This window comes from Cupriavidus sp. 2TAF22, assembly GCF_052115045.1.
Taxonomy (GTDB): domain Bacteria; phylum Pseudomonadota; class Gammaproteobacteria; order Burkholderiales; family Burkholderiaceae; genus Cupriavidus.
Genome location: NZ_JBFRFX010000007.1, coordinates 57,517 through 72,635 on the forward strand (window position 1 = coordinate 57,517; position 15,119 = coordinate 72,635).

Annotated in this window: 11 protein-coding genes; 5 read left to right on the forward strand and 6 right to left on the reverse strand. The window is 67.8% G+C overall.

Annotated elements, in window-relative coordinates; genetic code table 11:
- Positions 1 to 7: 7 nt before the first annotated feature.
- The 6 genes from AB4Z48_RS10575 to AB4Z48_RS10600 are packed head-to-tail and all read right to left on the reverse strand — an operon-like array spanning position 8 to position 8,137.
- Complete coding sequence (locus AB4Z48_RS10575; protein WP_441613880.1) at positions 8 to 2,089, reverse strand: 3-hydroxyacyl-CoA dehydrogenase NAD-binding domain-containing protein; 2,082 nt, start codon at positions 2,087 to 2,089, stop codon at positions 8 to 10.
- Positions 2,090 to 2,127: 38 nt separating this feature from the next.
- Positions 2,128 to 3,330 carry an acetyl-CoA C-acyltransferase gene (locus AB4Z48_RS10580; RefSeq protein ID WP_441613881.1) on the reverse strand — a complete coding sequence of 401 codons (1,203 nt, stop codon included), beginning with the start codon at positions 3,328 to 3,330 and terminating at the stop codon, positions 2,128 to 2,130.
- A gap of 32 nt (positions 3,331 to 3,362) precedes the next feature.
- Complete coding sequence (locus AB4Z48_RS10585) at positions 3,363 to 5,120, reverse strand: long-chain-fatty-acid--CoA ligase (RefSeq protein ID WP_441613882.1); 1,758 nt, start codon at positions 5,118 to 5,120, stop codon at positions 3,363 to 3,365.
- A gap of 40 nt (positions 5,121 to 5,160) precedes the next feature.
- The gene (locus AB4Z48_RS10590) at positions 5,161 to 6,507 is read right to left on the reverse strand and encodes an MFS transporter (protein WP_441613883.1); all 1,347 of its coding nucleotides are present in this window, start codon (positions 6,505 to 6,507) and stop codon (positions 5,161 to 5,163) included.
- Positions 6,504 to 7,184, reverse strand: coding sequence for an alpha/beta fold hydrolase (locus AB4Z48_RS10595; RefSeq protein WP_441613884.1), 681 nt, complete (start codon positions 7,182 to 7,184; stop codon positions 6,504 to 6,506). Before AB4Z48_RS10595 ends, AB4Z48_RS10590 begins: the two co-directional genes overlap by 4 nt.
- Positions 7,181 to 8,137: an alpha/beta fold hydrolase gene (locus tag AB4Z48_RS10600; protein WP_441613885.1), complete on the reverse strand. Its 957-nt coding sequence runs from the start codon at positions 8,135 to 8,137 to the stop codon at positions 7,181 to 7,183. Before AB4Z48_RS10600 ends, AB4Z48_RS10595 begins: the two co-directional genes overlap by 4 nt.
- A gap of 381 nt (positions 8,138 to 8,518) precedes the next feature.
- On the opposite strand from AB4Z48_RS10600, the gene AB4Z48_RS10605 reads away from it, so the two are divergent.
- From AB4Z48_RS10605 to AB4Z48_RS10625, 5 genes are all read left to right on the forward strand, one after another.
- Positions 8,519 to 9,703, forward strand: a complete 1,185-nt coding sequence (locus AB4Z48_RS10605) for an acyl-CoA dehydrogenase family protein (RefSeq protein WP_441613886.1) — start codon at positions 8,519 to 8,521, stop codon at positions 9,701 to 9,703.
- Between the two features lie 34 nt (positions 9,704 to 9,737).
- Positions 9,738 to 10,877, forward strand: a complete 1,140-nt coding sequence (locus tag AB4Z48_RS10610; protein WP_441613887.1) for an acyl-CoA dehydrogenase family protein — start codon at positions 9,738 to 9,740, stop codon at positions 10,875 to 10,877.
- A 490-nt stretch (positions 10,878 to 11,367) separates the two neighbouring features.
- Positions 11,368 to 12,324: an ABC transporter permease gene (locus AB4Z48_RS10615; RefSeq protein ID WP_441613888.1), complete on the forward strand. Its 957-nt coding sequence runs from the start codon at positions 11,368 to 11,370 to the stop codon at positions 12,322 to 12,324.
- Positions 12,324 to 13,247 carry an ABC transporter permease gene (locus AB4Z48_RS10620; protein ID WP_441613889.1) on the forward strand — a complete coding sequence of 308 codons (924 nt, stop codon included), beginning with the start codon at positions 12,324 to 12,326 and terminating at the stop codon, positions 13,245 to 13,247. The genes AB4Z48_RS10615 and AB4Z48_RS10620 overlap by 1 nt, the downstream gene beginning before the upstream one ends.
- A gap of 173 nt (positions 13,248 to 13,420) precedes the next feature.
- Positions 13,421 to 15,076 carry an ABC transporter substrate-binding protein gene (locus tag AB4Z48_RS10625; RefSeq protein WP_441614068.1) on the forward strand — a complete coding sequence of 552 codons (1,656 nt, stop codon included), beginning with the start codon at positions 13,421 to 13,423 and terminating at the stop codon, positions 15,074 to 15,076.
- Positions 15,077 to 15,119 lie beyond the last annotated feature (43 nt).

The window sequence follows — 15,119 nt, forward strand, 5'->3', positions numbered from 1 at the left end:
CAGGTCGTCACTTCAGGTCGCGGAACGACTTGCCCTGCGCCACCAGGTCTTCGAGCAGCCTGGCGGGCTTGAAATCCGCACCGAAGCTGGCCTCGAAGCGCTTCATGGCCGCCAGCACCTTGTCCAGCCCGATGGTGTCGGCATAGCACATCGGGCCACCGCGATAGACCGGCCAGCCATAACCGTTCACCCACACCACGTCGATGTCGGAGGCGCGGATGGCCTTGCCTTCCTGCAGGATCTTGGCGCCTTCATTGATCATCGGGTAGATGCAGCGCTCCAGGATCTCCTGCCGGGACACCTCGCGGCTGGTCTTGCCCTGCTGCGCGGCGAAGGCGCGGATGATCTGCTCGACCTTGGGCGAGGGCACGGCGTTGCGCTTCTCGTCGTAGTCGTAGTAGCCGGCGCCGGTCTTCTGGCCGCGCCGGTCCATCTCGCACAGGATCTCGCGCAGCGTGGAGCTGCTCGATGCCTCGCGGCTCCAGCCCAGGTCCAGGCCGGCCAGGTCGCTCATGGCGAACGGGCCCATCGGGAAACCGAAGTCGTAGAGCACGCGGTCCACATCCCACGGCAGCGCGCCTTCCAGCACCAGCTTCTGTGCCTCGCGCTGGCGCTGGGCCAGCATGCGGTTGCCGACAAAGCCCGGGCATACGCCCACCAGCGCGGCGACCTTGCCGATCTTGCGGGCAAGCTCCATCGCGGTGCGGATGACGGGCTTGGCCGTCTTCTCCCCGCGCACGACCTCGAGCAGCTTCATCACGTTGGCGGGTGAGAAGAAGTGCAGGCCGATCACGCTCTCGGGGCGCGCGGTGGCGCCGGCGATCTCGTCGACGTCCAGCGCCGAGGTGTTCGTCGCCAGGATGGCTCCCTGCTTTGCGATCTTGTCGAGCTTGCCGAAGATGTCCTTCTTCACCTCCATGTTCTCGAACACGGCTTCGATGATGAGGTCGGCGTCGGCGAGCTGGCCAAGGTCCAGCGACGGCGTCAGCAGCGCCATGCGCTTGTCGACGTCGGCGGCGGTGATGCGGCCTTTCTTCGCGGTGTTGTCGTAGTTGGCGCGGATGGTGCGCAGGCCGCGGTCCAGTGCTTCCTGCGCGGTTTCCACGATGGTGACGGGGTAGCCGGCGTTGAGGAAGTTCATGGCGATGCCGCCGCCCATGGTGCCCGCGCCGATGATGCCGATCTTCCTGACCGGGATCAGCGGCGTGTCGGCCGGCACGTCAGGCAGGTTCCATACCTGGCGCGAGGCGAAGAAATAGTAGCGCTGCGCGGCCGATTGGGTGCCGCCCATCAGCTCCAGGAAGAGCTTGCGCTCCACCTTCATGCCTTCGTCGAACGGCAGGTTGACAGCCGCCTCGATGCAGCGGATGTTGTACTCGGGCGCGTCGAAGCCGCGGAAGCGGCGCGCATTGGCCTTGCGGAATTCGGCGAACAGCTCCGGCTGGCCGCGCGCGGCCTGCACCTTCTCGTCGAGGTCGCGCACCTTGCGCAGCGCACGTCCCTCGGCGATCACGCGGCGGGTGAAGGCGATGGCGTCCTGGCGCAGCGTGGCGTCGTCGGTCACCAGGTCGAACAGGCCCATTTCGGCGGCCTCGGCCGCGCCGATGTGCGCGCCGGAGGTCACCATCTCGAGCGCCTTGGCGGCGCCCACGATGCGCGGCAGGCGCTGCGTGCCGCCCGCGCCGGGCAGCAGCCCGAGGTTGACTTCGGGCAGGCCGCATTTTGCGGTCCTGGCCGCCACGCGATAGTGGCACACCAGCGCAGTTTCGAGCCCGCCGCCCAGGGCGGTGCCATGGATGGCGGCCACGACGGGCTTGGGCGCGTCCTCGATGGCGGCCTGCACTTCGGCGAGCGCCGGGCCCGACGGCGGCTTGCCGAACTCGGTGATGTCGGCGCCGGCGATAAAGGTCTTGCCTGCACAGATCAGCACGATGCCCTTGACCGCGGCGTTGGCCACGGCCTGCGCGATGCCGTCGCGCAGCCCCGCGCGCACCGCCGCGGACAGGGCGTTGACGGGGGGCGAGTCGAGCGTGAGGATGGCGATCTCGCCTTCGATGGCGAGATCGGCTACGGCGTTGATGGCTGTCATGAGGGTTGGCTCCCGGAAAGTGGCTCGGAAAATCGGTTTCAGAAAATTTCGAAGAGGCCCGCGGCACCCATGCCGCCGCCAATGCACATCGTCACCACGCCGAACTTCGCGCCGCGGCGCTTGCCCTCGATCAGCAGGTGGCCCGCCATGYGCGCGCCCGACATGCCATAGGGATGGCCGATGGAGATCGCGCCGCCGGAGACGTTCAGGCGTTCGTCGGGAATGCCCAGCGTGTCGCGGCAATGCAGGACCTGGCTGGCGAAGGCTTCATTCAGTTCCCACAGGCCGATGTCGCTCACCGACAGGCCATGCTGCTTGAGCAGCCTGGGGATGGCGAAGACCGGGCCGATGCCCATCTCGTCCGGGTCGCAGCCGGCCACGGCCATGCCGCGGTAGGCGCCCAGCGGCTGCAGGCCACGGCGTTCGGCCTCCTTTGCCTCCATCAGCACCATGGCGGAGGCGCCGTCGGAAAGCTGCGAGGCATTGCCGGCGGTGATGAAGGCGCCCTGGGCCACGCGCTGGCCATTCTTGAAGACCGGCTTGAGCGCCTGCAGGTCAGCCAGGGTGGTGCCCGGGCGGTTGCCCTCGTCCTTGCGCAGGGTGATCTGTTTCTCGCTGACCGCGCCGCTTTCCTTGTCGGTCACCAGCATGGTGGCGCTCATCGGCGCGATCTCGGTATCGAAGCGGCCGGCTTCCTGCGCGGCGGCGGTACGCTGCTGCGATTGCAGGGCGTAGGCATCCTGCGCCTCGCGCGAGACGCCATAGCGCGCGGCCACGATCTCGGCCGTTTCCAGCATGGTCATGTAGATCTGCGGCAGCATCTGCACCAGCTGCGGGTCGGCGGCGCGATAGCGGTTGATCTTGTCGTTCTGCACCAGCGAGATCGACTCCAGCCCGCCCCCCACGGCGACCTGCATGCCGTCCACGATGATCTGCTTGGCGGCCGTGGCGATGGCCATCAGGCCGGAGGCGCACTGGCGGTCCAGCGACATGCCGGGCACCGTTACCGGCAGGCCGGCGCGCAGCAGCGCCTGGCGCGCCACGTTGCCGCCGCTGCTGCCCTGCTGCACGGCGCAGCCGAGGATCACATCGGCGATCTCGGCGGGGTCGATCCCGGCGCGCTGCACCGCATGCGAGATGGCATGCGCGCCCAGTTCCTGCGCCTGGGTGTTGTTGAACGCGCCGCGATGGGCCTTGCCGATCGGGGTGCGCGCGGTGGATACGATGACGGCTTCACGCATGGGTGGTCTCCTGTCTGGTTTTGAATCGATGCTCAGCCATGCCGGGACGAGACGTCCCTGGCAATGGCGAGGAATTTGTCGAGATCGTCGCGGATCTGCTTCTTGTTGAACTTGCCCACGCTGGTCTTGGGGATGTCGCGCGTGATGGCGACCAGCTTGGGCAGCATCCAGCGGGTGATCTTGCCGGTCTCCACGCCGTGCACCTTGAGGAAGTCGATGACGCTTTCCTCGGTGGCCTCGAACCCGGTCCGCACGCTCACCAGCGCCATGGGCTTTTCGCCCCACACCGGATCGGGCACGCCGACCACGGTGGCCTCGTGCACGAAGTCCGCCATGGCGATCAGGTTTTCCAGCAGCACGGTGGGCACCATCTCGGCGCCGCTGCGGATCACGTCCTTCATGCGGTCGGCAACGGTGATATAGCCCTCGGCGTCGACGCGGGCGATATCGCCGGTGTGCAGCCATCCGTCCTGCCACAACTCGGCGCTCTTCTCGGGATTGCGGAAATATTGCTCGGTGGCCCACGGCGCGCGTACCACGATCTCGCCCACGGTCTGGTCGTCCTGCGGCACGGGCTTGCCTTGCCCGTCGACCACCTCCACTTCCACGCCGAGGATCGGCAGGCCGGCCTTGACCAGCACGGCGTCGGTCGCCTCGCGACCCTCCTGGACCATGGTCTTCTTGATAAAGGAGCTGACGATGGTGGGCGCGGTTTCCGTCATGCCATAGCCGGAACTCATGCGGAAGGTGGGGATCAGCGCCTCGAGCTTGCGCTTGAGTCCCAGCGGCAGCGCGCCGCCGCCCACGCTCACGCGCACCAGGCTGCTGAGGTCGTACTTGCCCAGGTCCGGGTACTCCAGCAACATCGCCGCGATGGTGGCGACGATGCCCACCGAGGTCACGCGCTCGCGCTGCACCAGCTCGCAGAAGCCCTGCACGGTGAAGGTGCCGTGCAGCACGATCTTCTGCGCGCTGTAGACCGCCACGAAGGGCTGGCCCCAGCCGTGCACGTGGAACATCGGGGTATTGAGCAGCGGCACCGCGCCTTCGCCCAGGCGCGTGCCCAGGCCGTCGGCGATGTCCTGTTCCGGGGTGTTGGCGATGGCCGTCTGCGCCATCATGTGGACCGTCATCAGGTAGAGCTGGCGATGCGTGAAGGTGGCGCCCTTGGGCTGGCCGGTGGTGCCGGTCGTGTAGCACAGCGTGGCGTTCACGTCTTCGTGCAGCGCCGGCCATTCGATGGTGTCAGGCTCGCCGGCGAGCAGGTCTTCGTAGCTGATCAGGCCGGGGATGCGGCTGTCCGGCAGGCCTGGCTTGTCGGACATGTAGACCACTGTTTCCACCACATCGCTGATCTGCTCGTAGATGCCTTCGAGCAGGGGCATCAGCGTATCGTCGACGAAGATCACGCGGTCCTGCGCATGCCGGATGGTGTAGACGATATGCTGCGGCGACAGCCGGACATTGATCGGGTGCAGCGTGGCGCCGACACCCGTCACGCCGTAGTACAGCTCCAGGTGGCGGTGCGTGTTGAGCGCCATGGTGGCGATGCGGTCGCCAGCCTCGCCCGGCACGCCCGGCCGCACCTTGAACCGCCCGCGCAAGCCGTTGGCCAGCCGCGCCACGCGCCGGTACCACTGCATCCAGGTGAAACGGAAATACTCGCCGCTGACATGGTTGCGGTACACCACGCCGGTCTGGTCGGGGTACATCCGCACCGGGCGCTTCATGATGGTGGTGAGCACAAGCGGGTAGTGCGTGCTGAACTCCGGATAGGTCTTGTTCGCCATTAGGTCTCCTGAAGATCCCGGTATGTCCCGCGCAGGCGGGCTATGCGTTGGGCTCGCGCTGCGGCCGCGGCCGGCGGCGTGGCTCCTGCACCCGCAACGCGAGCAGGAAGGCCATGGCCAGTACGGCGATGGCGGCCACGAACACCAGCGAAAAACGCACGCCCTGCGCCAGCAGCCCGCCAAGGACCGGTCCGCACGCCATCATGGCGAAGGTGGCCGTGTCGGAGACCGCGAGCAGCATCGGGCGGTCGCGCCGGTTGCCGAATTCGAGCGCGAAGTTGTCGGCGGAAAGGAAATAGCCGCCGAAGCCGGCGCCCAGTCCGCAGAACACCAGCAAGAAGGCGGGCAGGCTGTCGCACAGCATCAGCGCCGCGGTGGACACCGCCCAAAGGCCGATGCTGGACAGGAACACCAGGCGGTAGCCGTGGCGGTCGGCAAGGCGGCCCCACGCCAGGTTGCTGGTGGTCTGCGCCAGCAGGTAGGCGATGCTCAGGTAGCCCAGCGTGGCGCCCGACAGCGGCAGGTGGCTGCCGACGAAAATGGCGTAGAACGGCACCGCCATCATGCTCAGCGCCACCAGGGCGCGCGCCACGAAGAAGCGCACATAGTGCTTGTCCGCGCGCAGCAGGGCCGGCACTTCGCGCAGGCGCTGGCGAAAGCCCGCCTGCGCGCGCACGTCGTGCAGCACCGGCTCGCGCATGCGCGTCAGCGCCGAGATGCCCAGGCTGGTGAGCACGAAGGCGGACAGGAAGGTGGTGGCGTAGCCGTTGCCGAACACATTGCCGCCCACCAGGTAGCGCCCGCCCAGGTAGGCCACGGCGGCCGCGATCAGCCCGCCGAGGAAGTTGCGCAGGGCACTGAGCGTGCCGCGCCGCTCCAGCGGGATGATCTTCGACGTCAGGTAGTTGAAGGTGACGTTCTGCACCCCGTTGAACAGGCCGAACAGCAGCAGGAACACCGCCGCCGCGCCCAGCGCGCCGGCGCCGGAGAGCAGGAAGGCCGACAGCGCCAGCCCGAGGATCTGCAGCCGCACCATCCAGCCCACCAGGTAGATCAGCGGCATCACGCGCTGGCGATGCTCGATCTGCGTGGCGCCCCAGATGGAGGACAGCGCCATGCCCGCGTACTGTGCGGACAGCACGCAGCCCACCACCAGCTTGGAGCCGGACAGCAGGTAGATATAGGCGGGCACGAAGGTGGGCGCGGTCACCAGCCGGAAGCCGGTCATGCCGAGCATGCCGTGGATCAGGTAGGCCTGGGCGTTGCGCGGCAGGTTGCGCCGCACGTGGGCGAGGAAATCGTCTTCCGCCAGCGCGTGGGCCGAGGACGCATCGTGTTGTACCGTGCCGGGCATGGCGGCGCCTTCGGTGGCAAGGCCGCCTTTCATGCCGCCGCGCCCCCGGCCTGCGCGGGCAGCGATGCGTAGCGCTGCAGCGCCTGCGCCAGATCCGCCTTCTCCAGCGAGAGCAGGTCGATCACCGCCTTGAGCCAGTCGGGCCGCTCGCTGGTGCATATCGAGATCGGTTGCGGCGTGGCGGAGTGCTGCGCCGCCAGCATGGCGTAGTTGGCCGCATAGCTGGGCGGGCGCACGTCGGTGGCCAGGTCGGCGATGGCGTAGGGATCGGGCGGGCCGCTGCGCGCGGTGTCGACGATCGGGATATATGGGTTGCGCGCGGCCGTGCCGCCGCCGGCCAGGCCCGGCCCGTCGCGCAGGATTGCGCCACGCACCTCGTGCGGCCGCGCGCCCGCCAGCAGCAGCGCGATATAGCCGCCCAGCCCGCGCCCGGCCACGGTGCAGGGGCCAAGGTGGGCCAGTGCGATATCGGCGTCGGCCATCAGGAACTCGCAACTGTAGCCGCCGCCGCGCGGGATGTCCGACTGGCCGTGTCCGGTGAAGTCGAGAGCATGCACGGCGCCGGGCCACGCCGCGTACTCGGGCGGCAAGGCCTGCGGCGAGCGCTCGCCCAGGCCGTGCAGCAGCAGCAGCGAAGGGCCGTCGCCGGCCTTGAGCGGATGCAGTGCCAGCCGCAGGCGGTTGTGGCGCAGGCGGATGGGCGTGTTCATGGACGCAGGAAGCCCAGGATCAGCGCCGCGGTCTCGTGCGGCTGCTCGATATGGATGAAGTGCCCGGTATCGCGCATCACGTGGACCTGCGTCGACGGCGGGAAATAGGGCGCCAGGTCGGCGGCGGTGGCATCCCAGCCCATCGGCTCGCGCTCGGTGCCGAAGATGGCCAGCATCGGCACCGGAAAGCCGGGCAGCCGGTCGGTCATCCAGCGCGCGCGCATGGGGCCAAAGCCCGAGGTGCCGATCACCGGATCGAGCTTCCAGCGCCAGCCGCCGGCATCCTGGCGCGCGCCCAGCGCGGCAAGGTAGCGCAGCCAGTCATGGGACAGGCGCGGGTTCATGCGCGCGCGCCGGCGCGCCAGGTCTTCCAGCGTGCCGGGCTTGCGTGCCAGCGTGGCGCTGCGGCGGCGCGTGTCCAGCCAGTGCGTGATGATCTCGGCGGTCATCGACTTCTTCTCTCGCACCGCGCTGTCCGCATGCGGATTGCGAAAGGGCAGCCCGTCGATGGCCACGAAGCGGGTGAAGCGGTGCGGCAGCGCCTGGATGGCATGCACCAGCAGGGACCCCCCCTTGCTGTGGCCGATCACCGCGAAGGGCTCCCGCGTGACCGAGTCCGCCACCGCGAGCAGGTCGCGTTCGTCGGCGACCCAGCTATACATGTCGGTGTGCTCGGAATCGCCGTGGCCGCGGTGGTCGTAGGACACCACGCGGTAGCCGGCGTCCGCCAGCAGCGGCGCGAACACGTCGAAGGTGCGCGCGAAATCCATCGCGCCGTGCACCAGCAGCACCGGGGTTGCGCTTGCGTCGCCCCATTCGTAGACGGCGATGCGGATGCCGTCGGCGTCGACGGTGCGCATGCGGTCCGGCGCGCGGGCGCCCGGATAGCTGGCGTGCGCGGGCGGCGCAATGACGGCGGCAGCCGGCGGCGTGCCGTTGGCTTCAGCCTTCACTCGGTCTCCTCGTCTTCCACGCTGCTGCGGCGAACATGGTTCGCCGGTCAGGTTTCGTGGTTTTGGTATGTTTTTTCGATGCTATCACAGCAGCGCCGGGGAGGGGCGGGGTCACCCCCGGTCAAGCGCTACAAATGCGCGGGATTCTTTCAATACTGCTGTGCAGAACGCGGCAAACACTGCGGTTTTGACAGGCGACATCATGCACGAGGCGGGCGGGACGTCATGCACGACGGTCATGGCCAGCAAGCGGGGGATTATCTCCGTTTCGGAAATGGAGTATTGACGTTGACCGATGCGGATTATATAAACCAGCTACGCCGGCCGCGCCTGTGCCGCGGGCAGCGGGCAAGAAAACCAAGAACAGGACAGGAGACAAGCGTGGATGACCTGGAAACCTTCCGGCAGGAGGTACGTGCCTGGCTGGAAGCGCAATGCCCGCAGGAAATGCGGCAGCCGGTGCGCAACGACGACGATATTTGCTGGGGCGGGCGCAAGTTCAGGTTCCAGTCCGAGGCGCAGCGGCAGTGGCTGGCGCGCATGGCGGACAAGGGCTGGACCGTGCCGGAATGGCCGCGCGAGTACGGTGGCGGGGGCCTGGGCCGCGAACAGGCCAAGGTGCTGCGCCAGGAAATGCAGGCGCTCGGTTGCCGCGCGCCGCTGCAGAGCTTCGGCATCTGGATGCTCGGGCCGGCCTTGCTGAAGTACGGCTCGGAAGCGCAGAAGCGCGAGCACCTGCCCAGGATCGCGCGCGGCGAGATCCGCTGGTGCCAGGGCTACTCGGAGCCCAACGCGGGTTCTGACCTTGCCTCGCTGCAGACCCGTGCGGATGACCGCGGCGATCATTTCGTCGTCAACGGCCAGAAGATCTGGACGTCGTATGCCGACAAGGCGGACTGGATCTTCTGCCTGGTGCGCACCGATTTCTCCGCGCAGAAGCACACGGGCATCAGCTTCCTGCTGTTCGACATGGAGACGCCGGGCGTCTCCACGCGCCCCATCGTACTGATCTCCGGCAAGTCCCCGTTCTGCGAGACCTTTTTCGACGATGTGGTGGTGCCGCGCGCCAACCTGGTGGGCGAGCCCAACGGCGGCTGGGCCATCGCCAAATACCTGCTCACGCACGAGCGCGAGATGATCAGCGGCATTGGCAGCCGCGGCGTGCGCCAGCCGCTGGGCAAGCTGGCGGCCGAGACGATCGGGCGCAATGCCGGCGGCGAGATCGACGCGCCCATGCTGCGCGCGCAGATCGCCGCCTTCGAGATCGACGAGGCCGCTTTCGGCCTGGCCGCGGAGCGCGCGATGGATCTCGCCCGCCAGGGCGAAGGCATTGCCGCGTTCTCGTCGGTGCTGAAGTACTACGGGTCGGAGCTCAACAAGCGACGCTACGAACTGCTGATGTCGATCGGCGGCAGCGCCGCGCTGGAGTGGGAAAGCGAGCGCAGCCAGGAGGGCGCGACCGCGCGCGGATGGCTGCGCAGCAAGGCCAACTCGATCGAGGGCGGTACCAGCGAGGTGCAGCTGAATATCGTGGCCAAGCGCCTGCTCGGCTTGCCCGGCGCCTGAGGCTTCCCCGAATCCACGCAGAGAGATCGAACCCATGGCAATCGTACTGAACCAGACGCAGGAAATGTTGCGCGAGAGCGCGCTGGCATTCCTGCGCGAGAGCGCGCCGGTTTCCACGCTGCGCAAGCTGCGCGACACGCGCGATGAGACCGGCTTCTCGCCGGACCTGTGGCACAGCTTTGCCGAACTCGGCTTCGCCGGCGTGCTGGTGGCGGAAGAGTTCGGCGGCAGCGGCCTCGGCGCGGTGGAGGCGGGCGTGATCATGGAGGCCCTTGGCCGCACGCTGGCGCCCACCCCGTTCTTTTCCACCGCGGTGCTTGGCGCGCTGCTGATCTCGCGCTGCGGCAATGCGGCACAGCAGGCGCAATACCTGCCTGCCATTGCCGCGGGCAAGCACCTGACCGCGCTGGCCATCGACGAGCAGGGCACGCACCGGCCCGAGCGGCAGGCATTGCGCGCGGCGCGCCAGGATGGCGGCTTCGTGCTGGACGGCGACAAGATGTTCGTCATCGACGGGCACGTCGCCGATACGCTGATCGTGGCCGGGCGCACCGCCGGCGGCACCGACGATGCCGACGGCATCTCGCTGTTCCTGGTGCCGCGCGGCAGCGCGGGCGTCTCGGTCGAGCGCACCGTGATGGCGGATGCGCGCAATGCGGCGCGCATCCGGTTGCGCGACGTGAGGGTGGGCGACGATGCCGTGCTCGGCCCGGTCGGCGCCGCCGCAGGGCCGCTCGGGCAGGTGCTGGACCTGGCGCGCGCGGCGCTGGCTTCCGAGCTTGTGGGCATTGCCGACGAGGCATTCGAGCGTACCGTGCAGTACCTGAAGGAGCGCAAGCAGTTCGGCAAGATCATCGGTGAGTTCCAGGCGCTGCAGCATCGCGCCGCGCACCTGTTCAGCGAGATCGAGATCACGCGCGCGCTGGTGCTGCGCAGCCAGCAGACGCTGGACGAAGCCCCGGCCGGGCCGGCGGCGCTGGTGTCGGCGGCCAAGGCGCGCGCCGGCACCACGGCGCTGCTGGCCGTGCAGGAGGGCGTGCAGATGCACGGCGGCATGGGCATGACCGATGAGTTCGAGATCGGCTTCTACATGAAGCGGGCGAGCGCGGCGCAGGCGCTGCTGGGCGACAGCCACTTCCATACGCAGCGCTGGGCCGTACTGCGCGGCTACTAGCCATCTCCTTGCTCGCGGCGCGGTACGCAGGCGCGTGCCGCGCTGCGCAACTTCCTCTCCATCCAGCCAGCCCCGGGGCCGCGGCGCGCGAGCGCGGCGTGGCCCGTGCTCGTGCGTTGCCGGCGTTCGCGCCGCCGGTTTGCAGCGCACAAGCGGCCGCCAGGCCCCGCATCAGACCTAGGTAAATCCACTAGACATTCAGGGCCCGCTTTGGTTGTCATGAATTAGAACTCTGAGTATGCTGGTTGCGCGATCTTCGAGAAAAGCAGGGCGCCAGATGGAAGAGCGCATGACCAAGGCTGGAGGCAAAGCGAATACGCAAATATCGCTTGATTAAGCCATCAGATGACGCAGGCGCGATTGGAGTCGATGATCACACGAAGCACCGGACAGGAGACGGAATGGTCGGCGCGGAAATCGTTATCGTGATTGCGGTATCTTCTGTCGGGGCGGTGCGCCCGAGATCGGCGGCAGCCGGGGCGCGGACATCATGAACGCCTACATCGCACGCCGCGTGATGGCGCTGATTCCCACGCTGCTGTTCGCCAGCCTGATCGTCTTCGTGATCGTGCGCATGGTGCCGGGCGATGTGGTGGACCTGATGCTGAGCCAGAACGACATCAGCGCCGACACCAAGAGCCGCGAGGACCTGGTCCGCCTGCTGGGCCTGGACCAGCCGATGTGGCGCCAGTACCTGCACTGGGCCGGCAATATCGTGCTGCACGGCGATCTCGGCCATTCGCTGTGGCAGGGCGAGCCGGTGCTGAAGATGGTGCTGGCGCGCATGCCCGCCACCTTCTCGCTGGGCGTGATGGCGCTGATCGTGGCGCTGTCGGTGGCGCTGCCGATCGGCGTGCTGTCGGCGATCCGGCAGGACACCGCGGCCGACTACGTGGCGCGTTCCTTCTCCATCCTCATGCTGGCGGTGCCGAGCTTCTGGCTGGGCACCATGGTGATGGTGTTTCCCTCGGTCTGGTGGGGCTGGTCGCCCGAGGTGCGCTACGTGCCTTTCCTCGAGAACCCGCTGCAGCATGTCGTCAACATGCTGGTGCCTGCCGTCATCCTGGGCATGGCGCTGTCGGCCATCACCATGCGCATGACCCGGACCATGATGCTGGAGGTGCTGCGCCAGGACTACATCCGCACCGCCTGGGCCAAGGGGCTGGACGAGCGGCTGGTGATCCTGCGCCATGCGCTGCGCAATGCGCTGATTCCCGTGGTGACCCTGATCGGCCTGCAAGCGCCGCTGCTGATCGGCGGCGCGGTCGTGATCGAGCAGATCTTCGTGCTGCCGGGCATGGGCCTGCTGCTGCTCGATGCCGTCAACCAGCGCGACTACCCCGTGATCACCGGCGTGTTCCTGGTGGTCGGCGTTGCCGTGATGCTCATCAATCTGCTCGTGGACCTGAGCTACGGGCTGTTCGATCCGAAAGTGAGGCACCGCTGATGGCCCCTCCAGTCGCCAACGCGCCCGCAATCGAGCCGGCGCAAGCCGCACGGCCCGCACCCGGGCGCCGCGCGCCTGCCGCCATCGCGCTGGCCGGGCGCCTGTTCCGCGAGAAGCCGCTTGGCGCGGCCGGCGCGGTGATCTGCCTGGTCTTCCTGTTCTGCGGCATCTTCGCCGGCTGGCTGGCGCCATACGGCGTCAACGAGATCAGCATGATGAAGCGGCTGCAGCCGCCATCGTGGGCCCACCCCTTCGGCACCGACAACCTCGGCCGCGACATGCTCTCGCGCTGCCTCTACGGCGCGCGGCTCTCGGTGATCATCGGGCTGTCGGCGGCCACGCTGGCCACCGCGATCTCGGTGCTGGTGGGCATCCTGAGCGGCTATCTCGGCGGCAAGTTCGACATGATCGTGCAGCGCATGGTGGATGCGTGGATGAGCTTTCCGGACCTGGTGATCCTGATCGTGGTGGTCGCGGTGCTCGGCCCCGGCAGCTGGCAGATCATCGGCACGCTGGGCCTGCTGCTCGGGGTGGGCGGCTCGCGCATCATCCGTAGCGCGGTGGTATCGGTGCGCGAGAACATGTACGTGCATGCCGCCCGCTCGATGGGCGCGTCCACCGGGCGCATCCTGTGGCGCCATATCCTGCCCAATGTCCTGCCGCCCATCATCGTGCTGTTCACCACGCGCGTGGGCACCGCGATCCTGGCGGAGTCCGGCCTGTCTTTCCTGGGCCTCGGCGTGCCGCCGCCCGCGCCGACCTGGGGCGGCATGCTGTCGGGCAACGGCCGCACCTTCATGTTCCAGGGGCCGTGGCTGGCGCTGGCGCCAGGCGTGTGTCTCACGGTGGTGGTCTACGCCATCAATGTCTATGGCGATGCCTTGCGCGACCTGCTCGATCCGCGCATGCGCGGATCCCGGTAAGCGCGCGCCGCCGCAGGAAGACCAAGCAGAGGCCGGCGCCATGACGCCAGGCCCGGGAGGATCCGGCGCGCGAGCCGACGGCACGCGCGGCCCACTTGACGAGACCAAAGACGGAGGGACGCGGTTTGAACAGAACTGGCTCGAACGGAACGGCAGCCTTGCTGGCCGCAGGCATGGCGCTGGCGCTGGCAGCGGGCGGCGCATGCGCGCAGGCCGAAGCGCCGAAGTATGGCGGCAATCTCGAAATCGGCTCGATGTACCCGACCATCTCGGCCCTGTCCTGGGACCTGGCGGACTGGAACTGGAAGCAGAACTACGATACCGGCCAGGTCTACGAGCAGCTGTTCGTGGCCGACCTCTCCAAGGCGAAGCGCAACGGCGGCAAGTACGCCTTCCATGCCGATGCCTGGCTGCCCGAGGATGCCATCCGCGGCGAGCTTGCCGAGAGCTGGAAATGGCTCGATCCGCTGACGCTGGAAGTCAGGCTGCGCAAGGGCGTGAAGTTTCCCGCCAAGCCCGGCGTGATGGCCGAGCGCGAGCTGACCGCGGAGGACGTGGTCTACAGCTATGGCCGCCAGAACAGCAGCGCCAAGAAGATCCCGACCTACTACGACCACCTCTCCAAGGTCGAGGCGACCGACAAGTACACGGTCATGTTCCGCTTCAAGGAGTTCAACGCCGAGTGGGACTACCGCTTCGGCTGGGGCTACTACTCCGGCGTGATGCCCAAGGAAGTGGCGACGGCCGGCGCCGGCAACTGGAAGAACGTCAACGGCAGCGGGCCCTTCGTGCTGAGCAACTTCGTGCAGGGCAATGCCACCACCTATGCGAAGAACACCCTGTACTGGGACAGCGACAAGATCGGCGGCAAGGACTACAAGCTGCCTTTCGTCGACAAGGTGGTGCTGCGCACGGTCAAGGACGAGGGCACCCGCAACACCATGCTGCGCACCGGCAAGATCGACGTGCTGGAGAACATCGGCTGGAGCGCGGTGGATGAACTCAAGAAGAACGCGCCCGCGCTGAAGTGGTCTCGCTGGTTGTCCACCAACGGGCAGTACCTGGCGCTGCGTGTCGATACCAAGCCGTTTACCGACCTGCGCGTGCGGCGCGCGCTGAACATGGCGGTCAACAAGGAGGAGATCGTCAAGCAGTTCTACGGCGGCAACGCCGAGCTGTTCGCTTATCCGCAGCACCCGGAGTACGCAGGCTATTTCGAGCCGCTCAGCGCCATGCCGGACTCGGTCAAGGAGCTGTACACCTACAACCCGGACAAGGCGCGCAAGCTGCTGGCCGAGGCCGGTTACCCGAAGGGCTTCACCTTCAAGGTGCAGGTGTGCGCCTGCCAGCCAGACCACCTGGAGCTGCTACCGCTGATCGGCGCCTACCTGGAGCAGGTGGGCGTGAAGATCGAGATCCAGCCGATGGAGTACGGCGCCTTCCTCTCGGCCATGACCACCAGGACCAACGCGCCCGGCTACCTGATGAGCAACGGCCACACCAACCCGACCACCACGATCCGCAAGAGCTTCGTGCTGGGCCAGGTCTGGAACGCCGCGCAGTGGGGCAACCCGAAGTACGAGCAGCGCGTAGGCGAGGCGTTCCAGATGCGCGACCTCGGGCGCCGCCAGGAAGCGCTGCGCGCGCTCACGCGCGACGTGCTGGCCGATGCGCCGTATATCTGGCTGCCCACGCCCTACCAGTACACCGCGTGGTGGCCCTGGGTGAAGAACTACAACGGCGAGCTGCGCGCCGGCGCGGTGCGTCCCGGCCCGATCTACGCGCGCATGTGGATCGACCAGGACATGAAGAAGAAGATGGGGTTCTGAAGCCGGTTCGTCCCGCGATGCCAACCCGCGGGCCGCCGGCGCA